At 67.5% G+C, this 17101-nt stretch carries 17 protein-coding genes; 5 read left to right on the forward strand and 12 right to left on the reverse strand.

The annotated features are described in order from the left end of the window. The first annotated feature begins 112 nt into the window (after window positions 1-112). Window positions 113-712 (forward strand): MarC family protein, encoded by a 600-nt coding sequence (locus tag AC0N04_RS11725; RefSeq protein ID WP_474281746.1) that lies wholly within the window; start codon window positions 113-115, stop codon window positions 710-712. Window positions 713-769: 57 nt separating this feature from the next. Here AC0N04_RS11725 and AC0N04_RS11730 read toward each other — a convergent pair whose 3' ends face one another. The 3 genes from AC0N04_RS11730 to AC0N04_RS11740 form a co-directional block, all read right to left on the reverse strand. Then, window positions 770-1522, reverse strand: a complete 753-nt coding sequence (locus tag AC0N04_RS11730) for an amino acid ABC transporter permease (protein ID WP_474281748.1) — start codon at window positions 1520-1522, stop codon at window positions 770-772. 16 nt (window positions 1523-1538) lie between these two features. Beyond that, on the reverse strand, window positions 1539-2408 hold the full coding sequence (locus AC0N04_RS11735) for a basic amino acid ABC transporter substrate-binding protein (protein WP_474281750.1): 870 nt from the start codon (window positions 2406-2408) through the stop codon (window positions 1539-1541). Window positions 2409-2502: 94 nt separating this feature from the next. Next, window positions 2503-3330 (reverse strand): ferritin-like domain-containing protein, encoded by an 828-nt coding sequence (locus AC0N04_RS11740; protein ID WP_474281752.1) that lies wholly within the window; start codon window positions 3328-3330, stop codon window positions 2503-2505. Between the two features lie 79 nt (window positions 3331-3409). On the opposite strand from AC0N04_RS11740, the gene hslO reads away from it, so the two are divergent. Continuing rightward, window positions 3410-4366 carry an Hsp33 family molecular chaperone HslO gene (gene hslO, locus AC0N04_RS11745; protein WP_474281754.1) on the forward strand — a complete coding sequence of 319 codons (957 nt, stop codon included), beginning with the start codon at window positions 3410-3412 and terminating at the stop codon, window positions 4364-4366. On the opposite strand, the gene AC0N04_RS11750 is transcribed toward hslO, so the two are convergent. The 6 genes from AC0N04_RS11750 to AC0N04_RS11775 all read right to left on the reverse strand — a co-directional run bounded on the left by AC0N04_RS11750 (window position 4349) and on the right by AC0N04_RS11775 (window position 10037). Next, window positions 4349-5062 (reverse strand): AAA family ATPase, encoded by a 714-nt coding sequence (locus AC0N04_RS11750; protein ID WP_474281756.1) that lies wholly within the window; start codon window positions 5060-5062, stop codon window positions 4349-4351. The genes hslO and AC0N04_RS11750 overlap by 18 nt on opposite strands. Then, window positions 5052-5681, reverse strand: coding sequence for a nicotinamide riboside transporter PnuC (gene pnuC / locus AC0N04_RS11755; protein ID WP_474281758.1), 630 nt, complete (start codon window positions 5679-5681; stop codon window positions 5052-5054). Before pnuC ends, AC0N04_RS11750 begins: the two co-directional genes overlap by 11 nt. A 100-nt stretch (window positions 5682-5781) precedes the next feature. Next, the gene (gene ftsB, locus AC0N04_RS11760; RefSeq protein WP_474281760.1) at window positions 5782-6060 is read right to left on the reverse strand and encodes a cell division protein FtsB; all 279 of its coding nucleotides are present in this window, start codon (window positions 6058-6060) and stop codon (window positions 5782-5784) included. Between the two features lie 48 nt (window positions 6061-6108). Continuing rightward, the gene (eno, locus tag AC0N04_RS11765) at window positions 6109-7392 is read right to left on the reverse strand and encodes a phosphopyruvate hydratase (protein ID WP_474281762.1); all 1284 of its coding nucleotides are present in this window, start codon (window positions 7390-7392) and stop codon (window positions 6109-6111) included. A gap of 126 nt (window positions 7393-7518) precedes the next feature. Next, window positions 7519-8376 (reverse strand): 3-deoxy-8-phosphooctulonate synthase, encoded by an 858-nt coding sequence (gene kdsA / locus AC0N04_RS11770; protein ID WP_474281764.1) that lies wholly within the window; start codon window positions 8374-8376, stop codon window positions 7519-7521. After that, entirely contained in the window at window positions 8373-10037 is a 1665-nt protein-coding gene (locus AC0N04_RS11775; RefSeq protein ID WP_474281766.1) for a CTP synthase, read from the reverse strand. Before AC0N04_RS11775 ends, kdsA begins: the two co-directional genes overlap by 4 nt. Before the next feature lie 123 nt (window positions 10038-10160). Between AC0N04_RS11775 and AC0N04_RS11780 the strand changes: the two genes are divergently transcribed. Beyond that, window positions 10161-10571, forward strand: coding sequence for a 4a-hydroxytetrahydrobiopterin dehydratase (locus tag AC0N04_RS11780; protein WP_474281768.1), 411 nt, complete (start codon window positions 10161-10163; stop codon window positions 10569-10571). Here AC0N04_RS11780 and AC0N04_RS11785 read toward each other — a convergent pair. The 3 genes from AC0N04_RS11785 to mutS are packed head-to-tail and all read right to left on the reverse strand — an operon-like array spanning window position 10560 to window position 14733. After that, on the reverse strand, window positions 10560-11354 hold the full coding sequence (locus AC0N04_RS11785; RefSeq protein WP_474281770.1) for an alpha/beta fold hydrolase: 795 nt from the start codon (window positions 11352-11354) through the stop codon (window positions 10560-10562). The two genes, AC0N04_RS11780 and AC0N04_RS11785, sit on opposite strands and share 12 nt — an antisense overlap. 11 nt (window positions 11355-11365) lie before the next feature. After that, window positions 11366-12190: a proteasome-type protease gene (locus tag AC0N04_RS11790; protein WP_474281772.1), complete on the reverse strand. Its 825-nt coding sequence runs from the start codon at window positions 12188-12190 to the stop codon at window positions 11366-11368. Next, on the reverse strand, window positions 12187-14733 hold the full coding sequence (gene mutS / locus AC0N04_RS11795; RefSeq protein ID WP_474281774.1) for a DNA mismatch repair protein MutS: 2547 nt from the start codon (window positions 14731-14733) through the stop codon (window positions 12187-12189). Before mutS ends, AC0N04_RS11790 begins: the two co-directional genes overlap by 4 nt. A gap of 191 nt (window positions 14734-14924) precedes the next feature. Between mutS and AC0N04_RS11800 the strand changes: the two genes are divergently transcribed. Both AC0N04_RS11800 and AC0N04_RS11805 read left to right on the forward strand, forming a co-directional pair. Then, window positions 14925-16370: a tyrosine-type recombinase/integrase gene (locus tag AC0N04_RS11800; protein WP_474281776.1), complete on the forward strand. Its 1446-nt coding sequence runs from the start codon at window positions 14925-14927 to the stop codon at window positions 16368-16370. Then, a complete protein-coding gene (locus AC0N04_RS11805; RefSeq protein WP_474281778.1) occupies window positions 16367-17032 on the forward strand; it encodes a helix-turn-helix transcriptional regulator in 666 nt (221 codons plus the stop codon). The genes AC0N04_RS11800 and AC0N04_RS11805 overlap by 4 nt, the downstream gene beginning before the upstream one ends. Window positions 17033-17101 lie beyond the last annotated feature (69 nt).

Genomic DNA, 17101 nt, shown 5'->3' on the forward strand with positions numbered 1-17101 from the left:
GTGTTCCGGTGCATCCGAGCCGCTGGCGATCGGCATTCTGTTGTGAATGCGCAACCTCGGGCCGGCGGGCAGGGGTCGCCGCGACGAAGTGCCGCCCCCTCACAATGTGGCGATGGAACATACTTTTTCCTCTGCGGTCGTGCTGTTGCTGCTGGTGCTGGATCCGTTCGGCAGCCTGCCGGTGTTCATTTCGGTGTTCAGCGCGGTGGCGCCGGAAAGGCGCCGGGCGGTCGCGCTGCGCGAAGCCAGCATCGCCTTCGCCGTGCTGTTGCTCTTCATGGTGGCGGGCCAGGGTTTCCTGAGGCTGATGCACCTTTCCGAGCGTTCTCTGGAGGTGGCCGGCGGCGTGATCCTGATGATCATCGCGATCCGCATGATCTTCGCCACCGGCGGCGAGATCTATGCGGTCGATGGCGATCGCGAGCCGGTGGTCTTCCCGCTCGCGGTGCCGCTGCTGGCCGGACCCTCGGCGATGGCCACGGTGCTGCTGCTCGCGTCGCGGCAGCCGGACCGCATGTGGGAGTGGGTCGGCGCGCTGACCCTGGCGATGGCGGTCAGCACCCTGGTGATGCTGTCGGCCGAGCGCTTGCGCCGGTGGCTGGGCGCGCCGGTGGTGTCGGCGATCGAAAAGCTGATGGGGCTGGTGCTGACCGCGATGGCCACCGAGATGGTGCTGGCCGGGCTCAAGCGCTATTTCTTCGACGCACCCTGAGCGGACTCGAAAAAAACGGCAGCCCGCAGGCTGCCGTTCGGGTGGTGCGTTCGAGGCTCAGCGTCCGCGCAGGTGCGCCGGTGCCTCCAGGCGCTTGGCCAGCGTCGACAAGATCAGCGTCAGCATCAGGTACAGCGCCGAGATCGCCAGGTAGGGCTCCCAGTAGCGCGAGTAGGCCCCGGCGACGGTGCGCGCCGCCAGCGCCAGCTCGGCCAGGCCGATGGCCGAGACCAGCGACGAATCCTTGATCAGCGTGACGCCTTCGTTGACCAGCGCCGGCACCATGCGGCGAAAGGCCTGCGGCAGGATCACGTGGCGCATCGCCTGGCCGTGGGTCAGGCCCAGGCTCCAGGCGGCCTGTGTCTGGCCGGTGTGGATGCTCTGGATGCCGGCACGGAAGATCTCCGAGATGTAGGCGCCGGCGTTCAGCGACAAGGCCACGATGCCCGAGAAGAAGGCACCGTGGTCCTGCCGGAACGTCCGCGCGGCATCGCCCGATAGCAGCAGGCCGTGGTCCGGATGGATCAGCGCCGGCATCACCGCGAAGTGCACCAGCAGGATCTGCACGAACAGCGGCGTGCCCCGGAAGAAGGTGACGTAGGCCGTCGTGACGGCCCGCACGACACGCATCAGCCAGTCCGCCGCCAGCGACTTGGGACGGGGCGCGTCACGCGAGCTGCTGATCAGCCCCAGCAACGCCCCCAGCGCCATGCCGATCACGATGGCCACCAGCGTCAGTTCGATGGTGGTCAGCAGACCGTCCATGAACAGAGGCCAGTAGCCGGTCAGGATGCTCCAACGCAAGTCCATCGACCCGCCTGCGCAGTCAGTTCGACGCGGCCGATGCCGGCGCGGCGGCGGTCGCGGGCGGATCGGTGTTGAAGGTCTTCTTGTAGATGGCGGCGTAGGTGCCGTCGGCCTTGATCGCCTCCAGGCCCTTGTTGATCATCGCCAGCAGAGCGGTATTGCCCTTCTTCACCGCGATGCCGTACTGCTCGGGCGAGAACGACTTGGTGTCGGCCACGGTCTTGAACTTCGAGCCGGGGTTGTTGGCCACGTAATGGATCACGACGCCGTTGTCCGCCACGACCGCGTCGATGCCGCCGTCTTCCAGTTCCTTGAGCGCCAGCGGGGTCGATTCGAAGCGCTTGATCTGGGTGCTGGTCTTGCCGAGCAGCTTGGTCACCACTTCGTCGCCGGTGGTGCCGGTCTGCACGCCGACCTTGAGCTTCTTCAGGTCCTCGAATTTGGTGACCTTCGAGTTCTCCTTCACCGCGATCAGCTGGATCGCGTCGAAATAGGGCTCGGAGAAATCCATCGTCTGCTGGCGCTCGGGGGTGATGGTGATCGACGAGATCAGCAGGTCGCGGTCACCCTGGGTCAGCGCATTGAAGATGCCTTCCCACGGGGTGTTGACGAACTTGACCTTGAAGCCACCCTTTTCCGCCACCGCGTTCAGCAGGTCCACCGAGAAGCCGACGATCTCGCCCTTTTCGTTCTGTAGTTCGAACGGCGCGTAGGAAGCATCGGTGCCGACGGTGTAGACCTTCTCGGCCGCCGGAGCGGATGCGGGCGCCGAGCCGGCGTCGGCCACCGGGGCCGGGGTGGGTTCTGGCTTGCTGCAGGCGGCGAGCGCCAGTCCGGCCAGCAGGGCGCCGGCGACTTTCAGGAAACGACGGGTAGGGAGATGTGCCATGGAGGTCCTCGTGGGCGTCAGGGACGCGAAGAATCAACAAACGGGCAGTGTACGGCTTGAAAACGCCGATATTTCACCGTGTTGCCCCGGGCCTTTAGTCGCTTGTTCGGCGCGCCGGCGGTGCCGCCAACGCCGAATCCAGCCAGGCCAGTTCCGCGTCGGTGAAGCCCGCGGCACGGCGTGCCGCCAGGTTCAGCGGGCCGCGCAGGCGGGGCGCCTGGTAGCGCTGGGCCAGTTGCGGGTACAGCGCGACCGCGTCGACGCCCGCCCGTTCGCAGAGCCACCGATACCAGCGGTTGCCGATCGCGACATGGCCGATCTCGTCGCGCAGGATCACGTCGAGGATCTCGACCGCCCGGGCATCGCCGGCCTGGCGCAGGCGCGCCTGCATCGGCGGCGTGGCGTCCAGGCCGCGCGCTTCGAGCGTGCGCGGCACCAGCGCCATGCGCGCGACGATGTCGCCCGCCGTGGCCCGGGCCATGGTCCACAGGCCGTCGTGGGCATCGAAATCGCCGTAGTCATGGCCGAGGTGGCGCAGGTGCTCGCGCAGCAAGCTGAAGTGCAGCGCCTCTTCGGACGCGACGCGAAGCCAGTCGCGGTAGAAATCCTCCGGCATCGCCGCGAAGCGCCAGACCGCGTCCAGCGCGAGGTTGATCGCGTTGAACTCGATATGGCAGACGGCATGCAGCAGCGCGGCGCGGCCGCTGGTCGTGAACGGGGAGCGGCGCGGGACGGCGTCGCCGCGCACCAGCAACGGCTGGAGCGGGCGTCCGGGCAGATCGCCCGGCTCGACCAGAACGGCCACCGGGTCGACTCGGGTCTGGCCGCTGGCGACGGCCGCGTACAGCGCGCTCGCCTGCGCGGCCTTGGCCACCGGATCGGTGATCCGCAAAACCCTCAGCGCGTCGACTCTGGCCTCCATCCGTAAAATTATCGCCTTCGCGCGCTGCGCACTCCGTTGAACCGCCTTGGGGCCTGCCGGGCCTGCGGCCGGGTCCCCCATGAGCGAACTCCACACATTCCTGTTTGAAGGCCTGCCGGTGCGCGGCATGCTGGTGCGGCTGACCGACAGCTGGCGCGAGGTGCTGGCCCGGCGCGAGGCGACCGGGCCGTTCCCGGCGCCGGTGCGATCGCTGCTCGGCGAGATGGCCGCAGCGGCGACGCTGATGCAGGCGAACATCAAGTTCAACGGTTCGCTGATCCTGCAGATCTATGGCGACGGGCCGGTCAAGCTGGCGGTGGCCGAGGCGCATGCCGACCTGAGCTTCCGGGCCACCGCCAAGGTGGTGGGCACGGTGCCGGAGGATGCGCAACTGGCCGCGATGCTGAACCTGCGCGGCCAGGGCCGATGCGCGATCACGCTGGATCCGCGCGATCGGCTGCCGGGACAGCAGCCGTACCAAGGGGTGGTTCCGCTCCATGGCGATCAGCGCGAGCCGCTGCAGCAGCTGTCGCAGGTGCTGGAGCACTACATGCTGCAATCCGAGCAGCTCGACACCCGGCTGGTGCTGGCCGCGAATGACGAGGTCGCGGCCGGCCTGCTGATCCAGCGGCTGCCGGTGCAGGGCGAGGGCAATCTGGCGGGCCGCCGCAACGAGGACGACATCGGCCTGTCCGAGGGGTTCAACCGCATCGCCCACCTGGCCGCCACGCTGAGCGCATCCGAGTTGCTGACGCTGGACGCCGAAACCGTGCTGCGGCGCCTGTTCTGGGAGGAGCGTGTCCAGCGCTTCGCGCCGCGCGTGCCGCGCTTCGCCTGCACCTGCTCGGTCGACCGGGTCCGCTCGATGCTGTTCGGCCTGGGCCGCGAGGAAGCGGACAGCATCGTGGCCGAGCGGGGCGAGGTCGAGGTGGGCTGCGACTTCTGCGGCCGCCAATACCATTTCGACGCGGTCGACGTGGGCGCGCTGTTCACGCCCGACCGGGATCATCCGCCCGGCTCAGCGGCGGTTCAGTGATTCGACGGCGGCGCGCTGCAGCAGCGCGTGCTCGCATTCCGGCGAGTCGCAGTGCTCGCAGACCCAGGGCCAGGGAGCCTGGGCGGCGTCGCGCCGGGCCAGGCGGGTGAACAGCCCGGCGCGCGGCTGCACCAGCGGGCGCAACGCGCTTGCCACGGCATCGAGCGCGGCGTTCAGCCGCTGCTCGCCGGTGCCGGCGACGACCGTGAAGGGCAGTCCCTGGCCGACCAGCAGCGCGCGCAGCGTGGCATCCACGGGTTCGCGCACCTGCGGGCCGTCGCGCTGAAGGCCGTCGGCCTGCCAGGGCAGGTCCAGTGCCGTCAGCAGGCTGAGCGTGCAGCCGCGCTGCCAGCGTAACGCCGGGAGGTCGAGCGACCGGTCGCCGAACACCTGACGGTGGTAGACCGCGGTCATCAGCGGCGTGGTGTCGCAGATCACCACCGGATGACGCTGGCTGGCGTCCACGATGCGCCTGGCCTGCTCGGCCGCGATGCCGGCCTGTTCGTCGATCCGGGGCGTGCGACCCATCGCGCTGCACCACTCGCGCAGCACCTCGGGCACCCAGGTGCAGGCCAAGCCGGTGAGAGCGCCGATGCGCTCCGGCAAGGCCTCGGCCAGCGTGCTCTTGCCGGTGCTCTCTGCCCCGACGATCGCGAACACCGCGCGCTGCGGCGAGGGCGTCAGTTCAGCCCACATCGGAAGGCCCGGCCTGCAGCGCCCGCCAGCCCCGCCAGCCGACCACGGCCATCGCCGCGAACAGCAGGTACAGGATCACGGTCAGCCACAAGGCCTTGTAGGCGAACAGCCCGGTGCTGAACAGGTTCACGGCGATCCAGACGGGCCAGTTCTCCGTCAGCTTGCGTCCGAGCAGCAACTGGCCGGTGACGCTGCCCACGGTGGGCAACGCGTCCAGCCAGGGCACGTCGCTGTTGGTGACCCGGTGCAGCACCCAGCCCAGCAGCGGCCAGGCCGCCAGCGTCAGCGCCAGCAACTGCCAGCGCCGACGCGGGCTGAGCAGGTGCACGCGCAGCGGCTGGCCGTCGTCGCCCTGACCGCGCAGCCACTGCCACCAACCCCAGGCCGCGACCACGACGAACAGCAACTGCAGGCTGGCCTCGCCGTACAGCCGGTAGCTGACGAACAGCAGCGCATACAGCAGCGAGCTGGCGATCGCCAAGGGCCAGCCCAGCGGATCGACGCGGATGTTGCAGACGACCATCCACACCGACAGCACGAAGGCGACGATTTCGATCCAGGTCACCGGACTGCCCCACAACGTGAAGGCGACGGCGAGCCAGGCAGGCAGGGTATGCATCAGCGAATCGCGAGGAGGAGGGCGGGGCGGCGGGCCGCGGCCTGGGCGGCGCCACGCGCCGTCCGCCGCTCGGTGCCGGCCGGCGGCAGGATCCGGCCGCTCACTTCTTGGCCGGTGTGACGATCACCAGCCATTCGTCGGGCTTGATCATGCCCAGTTCGTGCCGGGCCTTTTCCTCGACCATCTCCAGGCCCTCCTTCAGGTCGGCCACCTCGGCCGCCAGACGCACGTTGCGCGCCCGGGCCTGGTCGTTGCTCGACTGCTGGGCCGCGAGTTCGGCCCGCAAGGCCATCACGTGCGGCAGGCCGCCATGGCCGAACCAGAGCCCGGCCTGCACCAGCAGCAGCAGCGCGAAGAGAACCAGGGGCGTGAGTCGCATCGGCGAATTGTGCCGCAGCGCCCGGCGCAGCGCGCCGGGCCGGGGGCATCAGCGCAGGTTGTAGAACGCGCCGCGGCCCGGGTACACCGCCACGTCACCCAGATCCTCTTCGATGCGCAGCAGCTGGTTGTACTTGGCCATGCGGTCGGAGCGGCTGATCGAGCCGGTCTTGATCTGGCCGGCGTTCAGGCCCACCGCGATGTCGGCGATGGTCGAGTCCTCGGTCTCGCCCGAGCGGTGGCTGATCACCGCGGTGTAGCCGGCGCGCTTGGCCATCTCGATCGCGGCGAAGGTCTCGGTCAGCGTGCCGATCTGGTTGATCTTGATGAGGATGGAGTTGGCGATGCCCTTGTCGATGCCTTCCTTCAGGATCTTGGTGTTGGTGACGAACAGGTCGTCGCCGACGATCTGCACCGTTTGCCCCAAGCGGTCGGTGAGGATCTTCCAGCCGTCCCAGTCGCCCTCGGCCATGCCGTCCTCGATCGAGATGATCGGGTACTTGCTGACCCAGGTGGCGAGGATGTCGGTCCACTCCTGGGCGCTGAGCGTCAGGCCTTCGCCGGCCAGGTGGTACTTGCCGTCCTTGTAGAACTCGCTGGCGGCGCAGTCCAGGCCGATCGCGATCTGCGTGCCCGCCGTGTAGCCGGCTGCGGCGATCGCTTCGAGGATCAGCTGGATCGCCGCCTCATGGCTGGCCAGGCTGGGTGCGAAGCCGCCTTCGTCGCCGACCGTGGTGCTCATGCCCTTGGCGTCGATGATCTTCTTCAGCGCGTGGAACACCTCGGCGCCGTAGCGCAGCGCCTCGCGGAAGCTGGGCGCGCCCACCGGGATGATCATGAACTCCTGCAGGTCCAGGCTGTTGTTGGCGTGGGCGCCGCCGTTGATGACGTTCATCATCGGCACCGGCAGCTGCACGCCGCCCATGCCGCCGAAGTAGCGGTACAGCGGCAGGCCGCTTTCCTCGGCGGCGGCACGGGCCACCGCCATCGAGACGGCCAGCATGGCGTTGGCGCCCAGGCGGCTCTTGTTCTCGGTGCCGTCCAGGTCGATCAGGGTCTTGTCCAGGAAGGCCTGCTCGGTGGCGTCCAGGCCCAGCACGGCCTCGTTGATCTCGGTGTTGATGTTCTGGACCGCCTTGAGCACGCCCTTGCCCAGGTAGCGGCTCTTGTCGCCGTCGCGCAGTTCGATCGCTTCGCGCGAGCCGGTCGAGGCGCCCGACGGCACGGCCGCGCGGCCCAGCGTGCCCGATTCGAGCAGCACGTCGCATTCGACGGTGGGGTTGCCGCGGCTGTCGAGGATCTCGCGGCCGACGATGTCAACGATGGCACTCATTTCTCACTCCGTTATCAAGGAAAGTCACAGAACTGACGGCGCGCAGCATGCCGGAAATCGGTTACCTGGGCACGTCAAGTCCAGGGGTGCCGACGCCGGGATGGCGGCGTGATGGCCGAAAAGAGGTCACGCCACGAAGTCGTTCTCGAGCAGCGGCTGACGCTTGACCACGCGGTCCAGCGCCACCAGTTGCTCCAGCAGCGCCCGCATGTGCCTGAGCGGCACCGCGTTGGGGCCGTCGGACAGCGCGTTGGCGGGATCCGGATGGGTCTCCATGAACAGGCCCGCCACGCCGACGGCGACGCCGGCACGCGCCAGCACCGGCACGAATTCGCGCTGGCCGCCCGAGCTGGTGCCCTGGCCGCCGGGCAGCTGCACCGAATGGGTGACGTCGAAGACCACCGGAGCGCCGGTCTCGCGCAGGATCGCCAGGCTGCGCATGTCGGAGACCAGGTTGTTGTAGCCGAAGCTCGCGCCGCGCTCGCAGGCCATGAAGCGATCCTCGGAGAGGCCGGCGTCGCGGGCGGCGTCGCGGGCCTTCTGGATCACGTTCTTCATGTCACCCGGGGCGAGGAACTGGCCCTTCTTGATGTTCACCGGCTTGCCGCTCTGGGCCACGGCGCGGATGAAATCGGTCTGGCGGCACAGGAAAGCCGGCGTCTGCAGCACGTCCACCACGGCAGCCACCGCGGGAATCTCGGCTTCCGAGTGCACGTCGGTGAGGATGGGCACGTTCAGTTCCTTGCGAACCTTGGCCAGGATCTCCAGGCCGCGCTCCATGCCGGGGCCGCGGAACGAGGTGCCGCTGGAGCGATTGGCCTTGTCGTAGCTCGATTTGAAGATGAACGGAATGCCCAGCGCCGAGGTGATTTCCTTGAGCTGGCCGGCCACGTCCATCTGCAACTGCTCGCTTTCGACCACGCAGGGACCGGCGATCAGGAAGAAGGGCCGGTCCAGGCCGGCGTCGAATCCGCAGAGTTTCATGCCGTGGCCTTCGCGCGCGCCGCCTTGTGGGCCAGCGCGGCCTTGATGTAGCTGATGAACAGCGGATGGCCGCCCCAGGGTGTGCTCTTGAACTCCGGGTGAAACTGCACGCCGACGAACCAGGGATGGACGTCGCGCGGCAGCTCGACGATCTCGGTCAGCTTCTCGCGCTGGGTGATCGCCGAGATCACCAGGCCGGCCTGCTGCAGCGGCTCCAGGTAATGCTCGTTGGCCTCGTAGCGGTGGCGGTGGCGCTCGGTGACGACCGGCCCGTAGATTTCGAAGGCCAGCGTGCCGGGCTTCACGTCCGAGCTTTGCGCTCCCAGGCGCATCGTGCCGCCCAGATCGGAATGGGCATCGCGCTTCTGGATCGAGCCGTCGGCGTCGTGCCACTCGTCGATCAGCGCGATCACCTTGTGCGGCGCATCGGGGTCGAACTCGGTCGAGTTGGCGCCCTCCAGCCCGGCCATGTGGCGGGCGTACTCGATCGTGGCGACCTGCATGCCCAGGCAGATGCCCAGGTAAGGCAGCTTGTTTTCGCGCGCGCAGCGCGCGGCGCTGATCTTGCCCTCGACGCCGCGCTTGCCGAAGCCGCCGGGCACCAGCACGGCGTCGAAGCGGCCGAGCTGCTGGACCGCGTTGTCGTCGTTCAGCGTCTCGGAGTCGACATACTCGATCTTGACCCGCACGTGGTTGTGCAGCCCGGCGTGGCGCAGCGCCTCGTTGAGCGACTTGTACGAATCCGACAGGTCGGTGTACTTGCCGCACATCGCGATGCTGACCTCGCCCTGCGGGTGCTCGACCTCGTGAACCAGGTTGTCCCAGGTCTTCAGGTTGGTGGGCTTGGTCAGCAGCTGCAGCTTCATGCAGATCAGCTCGTCCAGCCCCTGCTCGTGCAGCATGCGAGGCACCTTGTAGATGGTGTCCACGTCCCACATCGAGATCACGCCCTGCTGCGCCACGTTGGTGAACAGCGAGATCTTCTCGCGTTCGTCGGCTGGCACCTCGCGGTCGGCCCGGCACAGCAGCGCATCGGGCTGGATGCCGATCTCGCGCAGCTTCTGCACCGTGTGCTGGGTCGGCTTGGTCTTGAGCTCGCCGGCGGCCTTGATGTAGGGCACGTAGGTCAGGTGCACGAAGGCCGTGTTGGTCGGCCCCATCTTCAGGCTCAGCTGGCGCACCGCTTCAAGGAAGGGCAGCGATTCGATGTCGCCCACCGTGCCGCCGATCTCGACGATCGCCACGTCCACCGCCTCGGGCGTGCCGAAGCCGGCGCCGCGCTTGACGTAGTCCTGGATCTCGTTGGTGACATGCGGGATCACCTGCACCGTCTTGCCCAGGTAGTCGCCGCGGCGTTCCTTCTCGAGCACGCTCTTGTAGATCTGGCCGCTGGTGAAGTTGTTGGCCTTCCTCATGCGCGTCGTGATGAAGCGCTCGTAGTGGCCCAGGTCGAGGTCGGTTTCGGCGCCGTCGTCGGTGACGAACACCTCGCCGTGCTGGAACGGGCTCATCGTGCCCGGATCGACGTTGAGGTAGGGGTCCAGCTTGATCAGGGTGACCTTGAGGCCGCGCGACTCGAGGATCGCAGCCAGCGATGCCGACGCGATGCCCTTGCCCAGCGAGGACACCACACCGCCGGTGACGAAGACGAACTTGGTCATGTGCAAAGGCACTCCGGCGACCCGGGGAATCGGGCCAGCGCACGAGTGCCGTGGTGGTAAAGCGCGATTATACCGACCACCTCCCCCCGGATGCTCCGGGGCCGACCCGCCGAAAGGGACGCGATGACCGACAACACCCTGCCCGTGCTGAGCGATGCCCAGGTGGCCGAGCGCCTGGCCCGCGACCTGCCGCACTGGACCTTCGAGGGCGGCTGGATACGCCGGCGCTTTCGTACCTCGGGCTGGAAGGCCACGCTGATGGTGGTCAACACGGTGGGCCACCTGGCCGAGGCGGCCTGGCACCATCCCGACCTGACGGTGTCCTACGCCTTCGTGATCGTCAAACTCTGCACCCATGCGTCCAAGGGCATCACCGAGCGCGATCTGGCGCTGGCGCGCAAGATCGAGGAGGTGGTGGGCTGGCAGCCGGGGCGCGAGCCCGGCGGGGCGCTGGAGGGCACGCCGCAGGACGATCCGCGCTTTCGTTACATCAAGTACGACGACCCGCCGGCTGGCGAGGCGTCAGCCCATTGAGGCGATCAGGCGCAGCACCTGGCGCGCCGTCTCGTCGGGGCGCTCCATCGGATACAGGTGCGTGCCTTCCAGCCACTCGAAGCGGTCGCGCGCCAGCGCCCTGGCACCCTCGACGCCGCCCTGACGGATCTCGGCCGACTGGGTGCCCGCGATGAAGCCGACCGGGCAGGCCGGCGGATGGCGGCGCAGCAGCGCGCCCAGGTGGTGGGGCAGGGTGTTGTAGATGCGGGTCTCGATCTCGCGGCGAAAACCCAGCTCGATCCGGCCGTGGGCGTCGTCGAAGCCGGCCGCGACGTAGTCCCTCAGCACCCGGTCGTCCCAGCGAGCGAAAGCGGTCTTGGGCTTGAAGTGGGCATAGACCGCGTCGCGGTCGGGCCATTGATACCGACGGCGCTGCGAGACCTTGCCTGGCGAGACCCGCTTGATCAAGCCGGTCTGCTTGAACACCTGCAGGCCGTGGGCGCGCCAGCCGGTGATCACGGGCGAATCCAGCATGACCAGGCCCGCGCACCGGTCGGGCCGTTTGCACGCGGCCAGCAGGCTCAGCAGACCACCCAGCGAATGGCCGACCAGGTAGACCGGTTCCCGGGCTTCGGCATCGATGAAGTCGAGCAATTGGTCGCGCAGCGCCCGCCAGTTGCTGGCCACCGGGTACTTCGGGTCGTGGCCGAAGCGCTCGACCGCCAGCACCCGCAGGCCGGCGGCCCGCCAGGCGTCGAACAGGACGGTGTAGGTGCCGGCCGGAAAGCCGTTGGCGTGCGAGAAGACGAGGGTGCGTGACATCGGCGTCGGGGTCAGACGATCTTTTCTTCGGGCCGGGTGATCTTGCGCATCGGCTCGAAGCGGCCCTCGCCGGGCAACAGCGGATGGGCGGCGTCGCCGCCGTCCCAGCGCGGGTCGTCGATGCCCTCGAAGACTTCCCGCAGCCGCTCGCCCCAGGTGTTGTGGATCATCTGGAAATACGGGTTCTGGTCGTCGATGCAGACGATCCGGTCGCTCTTGAGCGCGCCCTCCTCGTAGACCAGCAGATCGAGCGGCAGGCCGACCGACAGGTTGGACTTCAGCGTCGAATCCATCGACACCAGCGCACACTTGGCCGCCTCGTCCAGCGGCGTGGTGGGGGTGAGCACACGGTCCAGGATGGGCTTGCCGTACTTGCTTTCGCCGACCTGGAAGAAGCAGGTCTCGCGCGTGGCCTCGATGAAATTGCCGGCCGAGTAGACCAGGAACAGTCGCATGCCCTCGCCCTTGATCTGGCCGCCGAAGATCATGCTGCAGTTGAATTCGATGCCCGAGGCCTTCAGCGCCGGGCCGTCCTGCTCGTAGACCCGGCGCACCGCGCTGCCCAACACGCGCGCGGCGTCGAACAGGCTTTTGGCGTTCCAGATGGTGATCGGCTCGTCGTCTCCATTGGGCAGCTTCTCGACCTGCAGGATCTCACGCACCGACTGCGAGATGCTCAGGTTGCCCGCCGACAGCATCACCATGAAGCGGTCGCCGGGTTTCTCGTAGACCATCATCTTGCGGAAGGTGCTGATCGCATCCAGGCCCGCGTTGGTCCGCGAGTCCGACAGGAAGACCAGGCCGGCGTTGAGCCGGATGCCGACACAGTAGGTCATGGGGTGTTCTGCTGCTGCAGTTTCTTGAGGTGGTAGAGCGCGTCCAGCGCCTCTTTGGGCGTCAGCGCGTCGGGGTCCAGGCGTTCCAGGGCTTCGTCGGTGGCCGATCGCAGCGGGGCCGCTGCGGCCGGGGCGGCGGCGAACAGGTCGACCTGGGCGTCGCCGGCGCGCGACTGCGCTTCCAGTGCTTCCAGCGTGGCCCGCGCCTGGCGGATCAGCGAGCCCGGCATGCCGGCCAGCCGCGCCACCTGCACGCCGTAGCTGCGGCTGGCCGGGCCGGCTTCGATCGCGTGCAGGAACACGATGTCGTCGCCGCTCTCGGCCGCGCTGACATGCAGGTTCAGCGCGCGCTCGTGGCGCCGGGGAAACTCGGTCAGCTCGAAGTAGTGCGTCGCGAACAGCGTGAAGGCCTTGCTGCGGTCATGCAGGTGGGCGGCGATGGCCGAGGCCAGCGCCAGTCCGTCGAAGGTCGAGGTACCGCGGCCGATCTCGTCCATCAGCACCAGCGACTGGTCGGTGGCGCCGTGGATGATCTGAGCCGCCTCGGTCATCTCCAGCATGAAGGTGGACTGGGCGTTGGCCAGGTCGTCGGCCGCGCCGATGCGGGTGTGGATCGCGTCCATCGGCCCGAGCCGGCACGAGGTCGCAGGCACGTACGAGCCCATCGCCGCCAGCAGCGCGATCAGCGCCACCTGGCGCATGAACGTGCTCTTGCCACCCATGTTCGGGCCGGTGATCACGAGCAGGCGGGTCCGCGCGTCGAGCCGGCAGTCGTTGGCGATGAAGGCGCCGCCGCCGGTCTCGGCCAGCCGGGCCTCGACGACCGGGTGGCGGCCGGCCTCGATCTCGATCGCCGGGTGGCCGACGAACTCGGGTCGGCACCAGCCCAGCGTCTGCGCGCGCTCGGCCAGCGCGGCCAGGGCGTCCAGCGTGGCCAGCGCGCGGGCCAATGCGGCCAGCGGGCGCAGGTGGGCCTGCAGTTGATCGAGCACCTGTTCGAACAGGAATTTCTCCCGCGCCAGGGCGCGTTCCTGCGCCGACAAGGCCTTGTCTTCGAAGGCCTTCAGCTCCGGCGTGATGAAACGCTCGGCATTCTTCAGCGTCTGGCGGCGCTGGTAGTCGGCCGGCACCTTGTCGCGGCCCGACGAGGTGACCTCGATGTAGAAGCCATGCACCTTGTTGAACTGCACCCGCAGGTTGGCAATGCCGGTGCGCGCGCGCTCGCGGTTCTCCAGGTCCAGCAGGAAGGCATCGCAGTTCTGGCTGATGGCGCGCAACTCGTCGAGCTCGGCGTCGAACCCGGTGGCGATCACGCCGCCCTCCCGCAGCAGCACCGCAGGCTCGTCGGCGACGGCTCGCAGCAACAGCTCGGCGATGGCCGGATCGGGCGACAGGTCCGCCCGCAGGTCGTCCAGCAAGGGGGCGCCGCTGGCCGCGACCCGGCGCAGCGACGGCAGCAGGGCGAGCGTGTTGCGCAAGCCGGCCAGTTCGCGCGGCCGCACCTGGCGCAGCGCGACGCGCGAGCTGATGCGTTCGACATCGCTGACGCCGCGCAAGGCCTCGCGCAAGGGCGCGAAGCCGGCGCTCAGCAGCGTCTCGATCGCGGCATGGCGGGCCTGGGCGACGCGGCGATCGCGCAGCGGACGGGTCATCCAATGGCGCAGGGCGCGGCTGCCCATGCCGGTGCGGCAGGTGTCGATCAGCGACAGCAGCGTGGGCGCGGCCTCGCCGCGCAGCGTTTCGGTCAGTTCCAGATTGCGGTGCGTCGCCGGAGGCAGGTCCAGCAACTCGCTGCTGCGGCCCACGTTCAGCGTGTGCACATGCGCCAGCGCCCGTCCCTGGGTGTGCTCGGCGTAGCTCAGCAGCGCGGCGGCGGCGGCATGCGCGGTGCTCAAGGCCTGGGCATTGAAGCCGGCCAGCGAGGCCACGCGCAGCTGCTCGCACAGCTTGCGCAGGCCCAGCGCGGCGTCGAACTGCCAGCCCGGCCGCATCGTCCGCGCCGCGCGCGCCTGCACCACGGCAGCCGGCTGTTCGTCGCGATCGATCAGGATCTCGGCCGGCGTCAGCCGCGCCAGCCAGCCGGCCAGCTCGCCCTCGCTGCATTCGGCCAGCCCCAGCTCGCCGCTGGCCAGGCCCAGCCAGGCCAGACCGAAGGTGGCCCGGTGCTTGTGGACCGCCAGCACCAGGGTGTCGGCCCGGTCGTCCAGCAATTCGGCGTCGGTCACCGTGCCGGGGGTCACCACACGCAGCACCTTGCGCTCGACCGGCCCCTTGGCCGTCGCCACGTCGCCCACTTGCTCGGCCACCGCCACGGCTTCGCCCAGCTTCAGCAGCCGGGCGAGGTAGCCTTCCACCGAGTGCACCGGCACGCCGGCCATCACCACCGGCTCGCCCTTGCTCCGGCCACGCGTCGTGAGGGTGATGTCGAGCAGGCGATGGGCCTTGCGAGCGTCGTCGAAGAACAGCTCGTAGAAGTCGCCCATGCGGTAGAACAGCAAGGTGTCCGGGAAGTCCGCCTTGAGCCGGAAATACTGGGCCATCATGGGGGTGTGTGCACCTAAGTCCTTGTCGGGCAACGACTTTTCTTTATCCGACAACGACTTAGCGACTTCTGACATTGCAAATAGGTGCAGGGGATACCGGCAAAAACCGGGCTTTTGCGGCTGTTTTGTAGCTATGGCGTAGCTAAGGGCGTTGCTACAACCACACGTAGGACGATGGGAGCAAGCCGCCCGTGAAAACCGTATTAGACAAGAAGCTCGTAGCTGACCTGACCTTCGCAGCCAAGCCGGTGTTCGATGCAGCCGGAAAGCTGACTGGCACAGTGCCGAACACCGCGCGGGTCGCGTACGACGTGCATGACGCGCACAAGGACGCGCCGACCGGCTTCCGGCTCCGGGTGAGCCGAACGGTCAAGACGTACGTGCTCGTGCAGCGGCAGGGTGGCAAGGTCGTGACCACGACCGTCGGCCGGCACCCAGACTTGCTCATCGGTAAGGAGGTTGCTCCAGACCGAAACGCGAGATTGGTTGCCGCCGAGCTCTCGTCTCGTGTCCGTCGCGGCGAGGACGTCAACCAGACCAGACGGGCTGCAAAGGTCGCAGCAACCGTTGGCTCCCCTACGCTGCGCGTGCTGTTCAACAAGTGGCTGGAGGACTATCAGACGGACGCCAAACGCGACCCCCGACAGAACACGCTTGCTGCAGTGCACAAGGCGATGGACCGACTCGGGGACAAACTCCTCGACCGGCAAGCAGATGACATCACGTGGCGGGACCTGGAAGGTTTCTTCAAGGACAAGGCCACAACGCAGGGGCATCTGACTGCGGCGGAGCAGACCATTCGCTGGGTGAGCACGGTCTACAACAAGGCGAACCTGCGACTGACCCTCGATGCGCTACAGGTAAAGACCCAGCCACAGCTCTACGTCAACCCGGCCGGCATCTTTGTCCAGACCGGAGCGCTTCGCGACGGCGCGGAACTGCAGCGCGATTACGACAAAAAGGGGGTTCGGCGTCCGCTGTCTGGCAAGCGCGACGACTTCACGGCATGGATGGATTACGTGCTCGACGCTCGTGGCAGGGAGTCCGCCAGGACGGGTGCCGACTACATGCTCGTGACCGTCGTCCTTGGGCTGCGCCGTAGCGAGACCATGGGTTTGCTTTGGCAAGACAGGATTTCCAAAGTGGCTCGCCCCACCCACCCCAAGGCTGGTATCAACTTCATAGACATGGACAACGCGGTCTTGGTGCTCAATCAAACCAAGAACCGGTACCAGCACAGGTTGCCGATTCCCGGCTTCCTGCTTCACCTGCTCAAAGAGCGCCGGCTCATGGTCGGTGACTCGCCGTTCGTCTTTCCCAGGGTTTCGAAGTCAAAGCTTGCTCAGGCTCTGCACTACAACGACCCGCGAGCGTTCCTGGAGTCGGTCAAGAAGAGCATCAAGGTTGCGTTCAGCGTCCATGACCTTCGACGGACCTTCGGCAATGTGGTCACCAACATGGAATTGCCTGACCGCCTGGCGAAGCAACTCCTGAATCACAAGAGCAGTGGCGCGACTGGCCGATACACGGACCAGTCGCTTGAGCAACTGAGGCCCGTGATGGACCGGGTAGAAGACGAGATGCTCGGGTACGCCACCCACAACCCCAAGACGAAATCGAGGAAGGCAGCCGCATGATGATGGCACGCGCCGCAAAGAGGGTGATGTCCCCAGACGAGCTTCAGCGCGTCCTGGGGCAAGAGTTCCTGATGCCCGTGGAGCAAGCGGCGCTGTATCTGTGCGTCTCCGTCTCGACGCTGAACCACTGGCGCTCCGACGGCAAGGGGCCGCGGTTCGTTAAATTGTGCGGCTCCTCCCGGGGCGCCATCCGATATCGGCTTGGGGACCTTCGAGCGTTTGTTGAGAGCAACACATTCGAAAGCGTGGCCGAGGCAGAACTAGCGGACGCCATGTCCCGTGTGACCAATTTCTGGGATGACTGGGGCAAACCGCACCCCTTCATTGCCAAGGGTCCGCACTTCCTCGTCGACTCGGCCGTCGCCGACCGAGAAACCTACCTGTCGGTCTTCATGGACCCATACGCGAAGGTTGTCTGGCTCAAGCCCGAGAAGGCATTGGCAAAGCTTTGGTGTCGTCCAGAGCGGAGGACAGAGTTGCTCGGGCTGTTTCTGAACGGCGAGAGACGGGGGGCGCGCGCAGAGGTGGGCGCGGCCTACACGAGAGCGATTGCTAAGGTGCCGGACAGTCTGTGGGGTTCGCACCCGGACCTCACCCTCGAAAAGTTGCAAGAAGTCGCTGGAGGTGGGCCCTATCCTGTTGAGTTCGGGGGAGGAGGTTAGACCAGCTCGCTGGCTTCAATGGCTCCTCGCAAAAACGGCACTGTAGGCTGGCCTTCTCTTTCTTTTACC

The sequence above is a fragment of the Ideonella sp. sgz306126 genome, assembly GCF_056032705.1.

Coding starts and splice junctions, on each gene's coding strand:
- eno (WP_474281762.1), bottom strand. CDS start 7,392: ATGAGTGCCATCGTTGACATCGTCGGCCGCGAGATCCTCGACAGCCGC.
- AC0N04_RS11775 (WP_474281766.1), bottom strand. CDS start 10,037: ATGACCAAGTTCGTCTTCGTCACCGGCGGTGTGGTGTCCTCGCTGGGC.
- AC0N04_RS11790 (WP_474281772.1), bottom strand. CDS start 12,190: ATGACCTACTGTGTCGGCATCCGGCTCAACGCCGGCCTGGTCTTCCTG.
- AC0N04_RS11785 (WP_474281770.1), bottom strand. CDS start 11,354: ATGTCACGCACCCTCGTCTTCTCGCACGCCAACGGCTTTCCGGCCGGC.
- AC0N04_RS11780 (WP_474281768.1), top strand. CDS start 10,161: ATGACCGACAACACCCTGCCCGTGCTGAGCGATGCCCAGGTGGCCGAG.
- AC0N04_RS11740 (WP_474281752.1), bottom strand. CDS start 3,330: ATGGAGGCCAGAGTCGACGCGCTGAGGGTTTTGCGGATCACCGATCCG.
- mutS (WP_474281774.1), bottom strand. CDS start 14,733: ATGATGGCCCAGTATTTCCGGCTCAAGGCGGACTTCCCGGACACCTTG.
- pnuC (WP_474281758.1), bottom strand. CDS start 5,681: ATGCATACCCTGCCTGCCTGGCTCGCCGTCGCCTTCACGTTGTGGGGC.
- AC0N04_RS11805 (WP_474281778.1), top strand. CDS start 16,367: ATGATGATGGCACGCGCCGCAAAGAGGGTGATGTCCCCAGACGAGCTT.
- AC0N04_RS11735 (WP_474281750.1), bottom strand. CDS start 2,408: ATGGCACATCTCCCTACCCGTCGTTTCCTGAAAGTCGCCGGCGCCCTG.
- ftsB (WP_474281760.1), bottom strand. CDS start 6,060: ATGCGACTCACGCCCCTGGTTCTCTTCGCGCTGCTGCTGCTGGTGCAG.
- kdsA (WP_474281764.1), bottom strand. CDS start 8,376: ATGAAACTCTGCGGATTCGACGCCGGCCTGGACCGGCCCTTCTTCCTG.
- AC0N04_RS11750 (WP_474281756.1), bottom strand. CDS start 5,062: ATGTGGGCTGAACTGACGCCCTCGCCGCAGCGCGCGGTGTTCGCGATC.
- AC0N04_RS11730 (WP_474281748.1), bottom strand. CDS start 1,522: ATGGACTTGCGTTGGAGCATCCTGACCGGCTACTGGCCTCTGTTCATG.
- AC0N04_RS11725 (WP_474281746.1), top strand. CDS start 113: ATGGAACATACTTTTTCCTCTGCGGTCGTGCTGTTGCTGCTGGTGCTG.
- hslO (WP_474281754.1), top strand. CDS start 3,410: ATGAGCGAACTCCACACATTCCTGTTTGAAGGCCTGCCGGTGCGCGGC.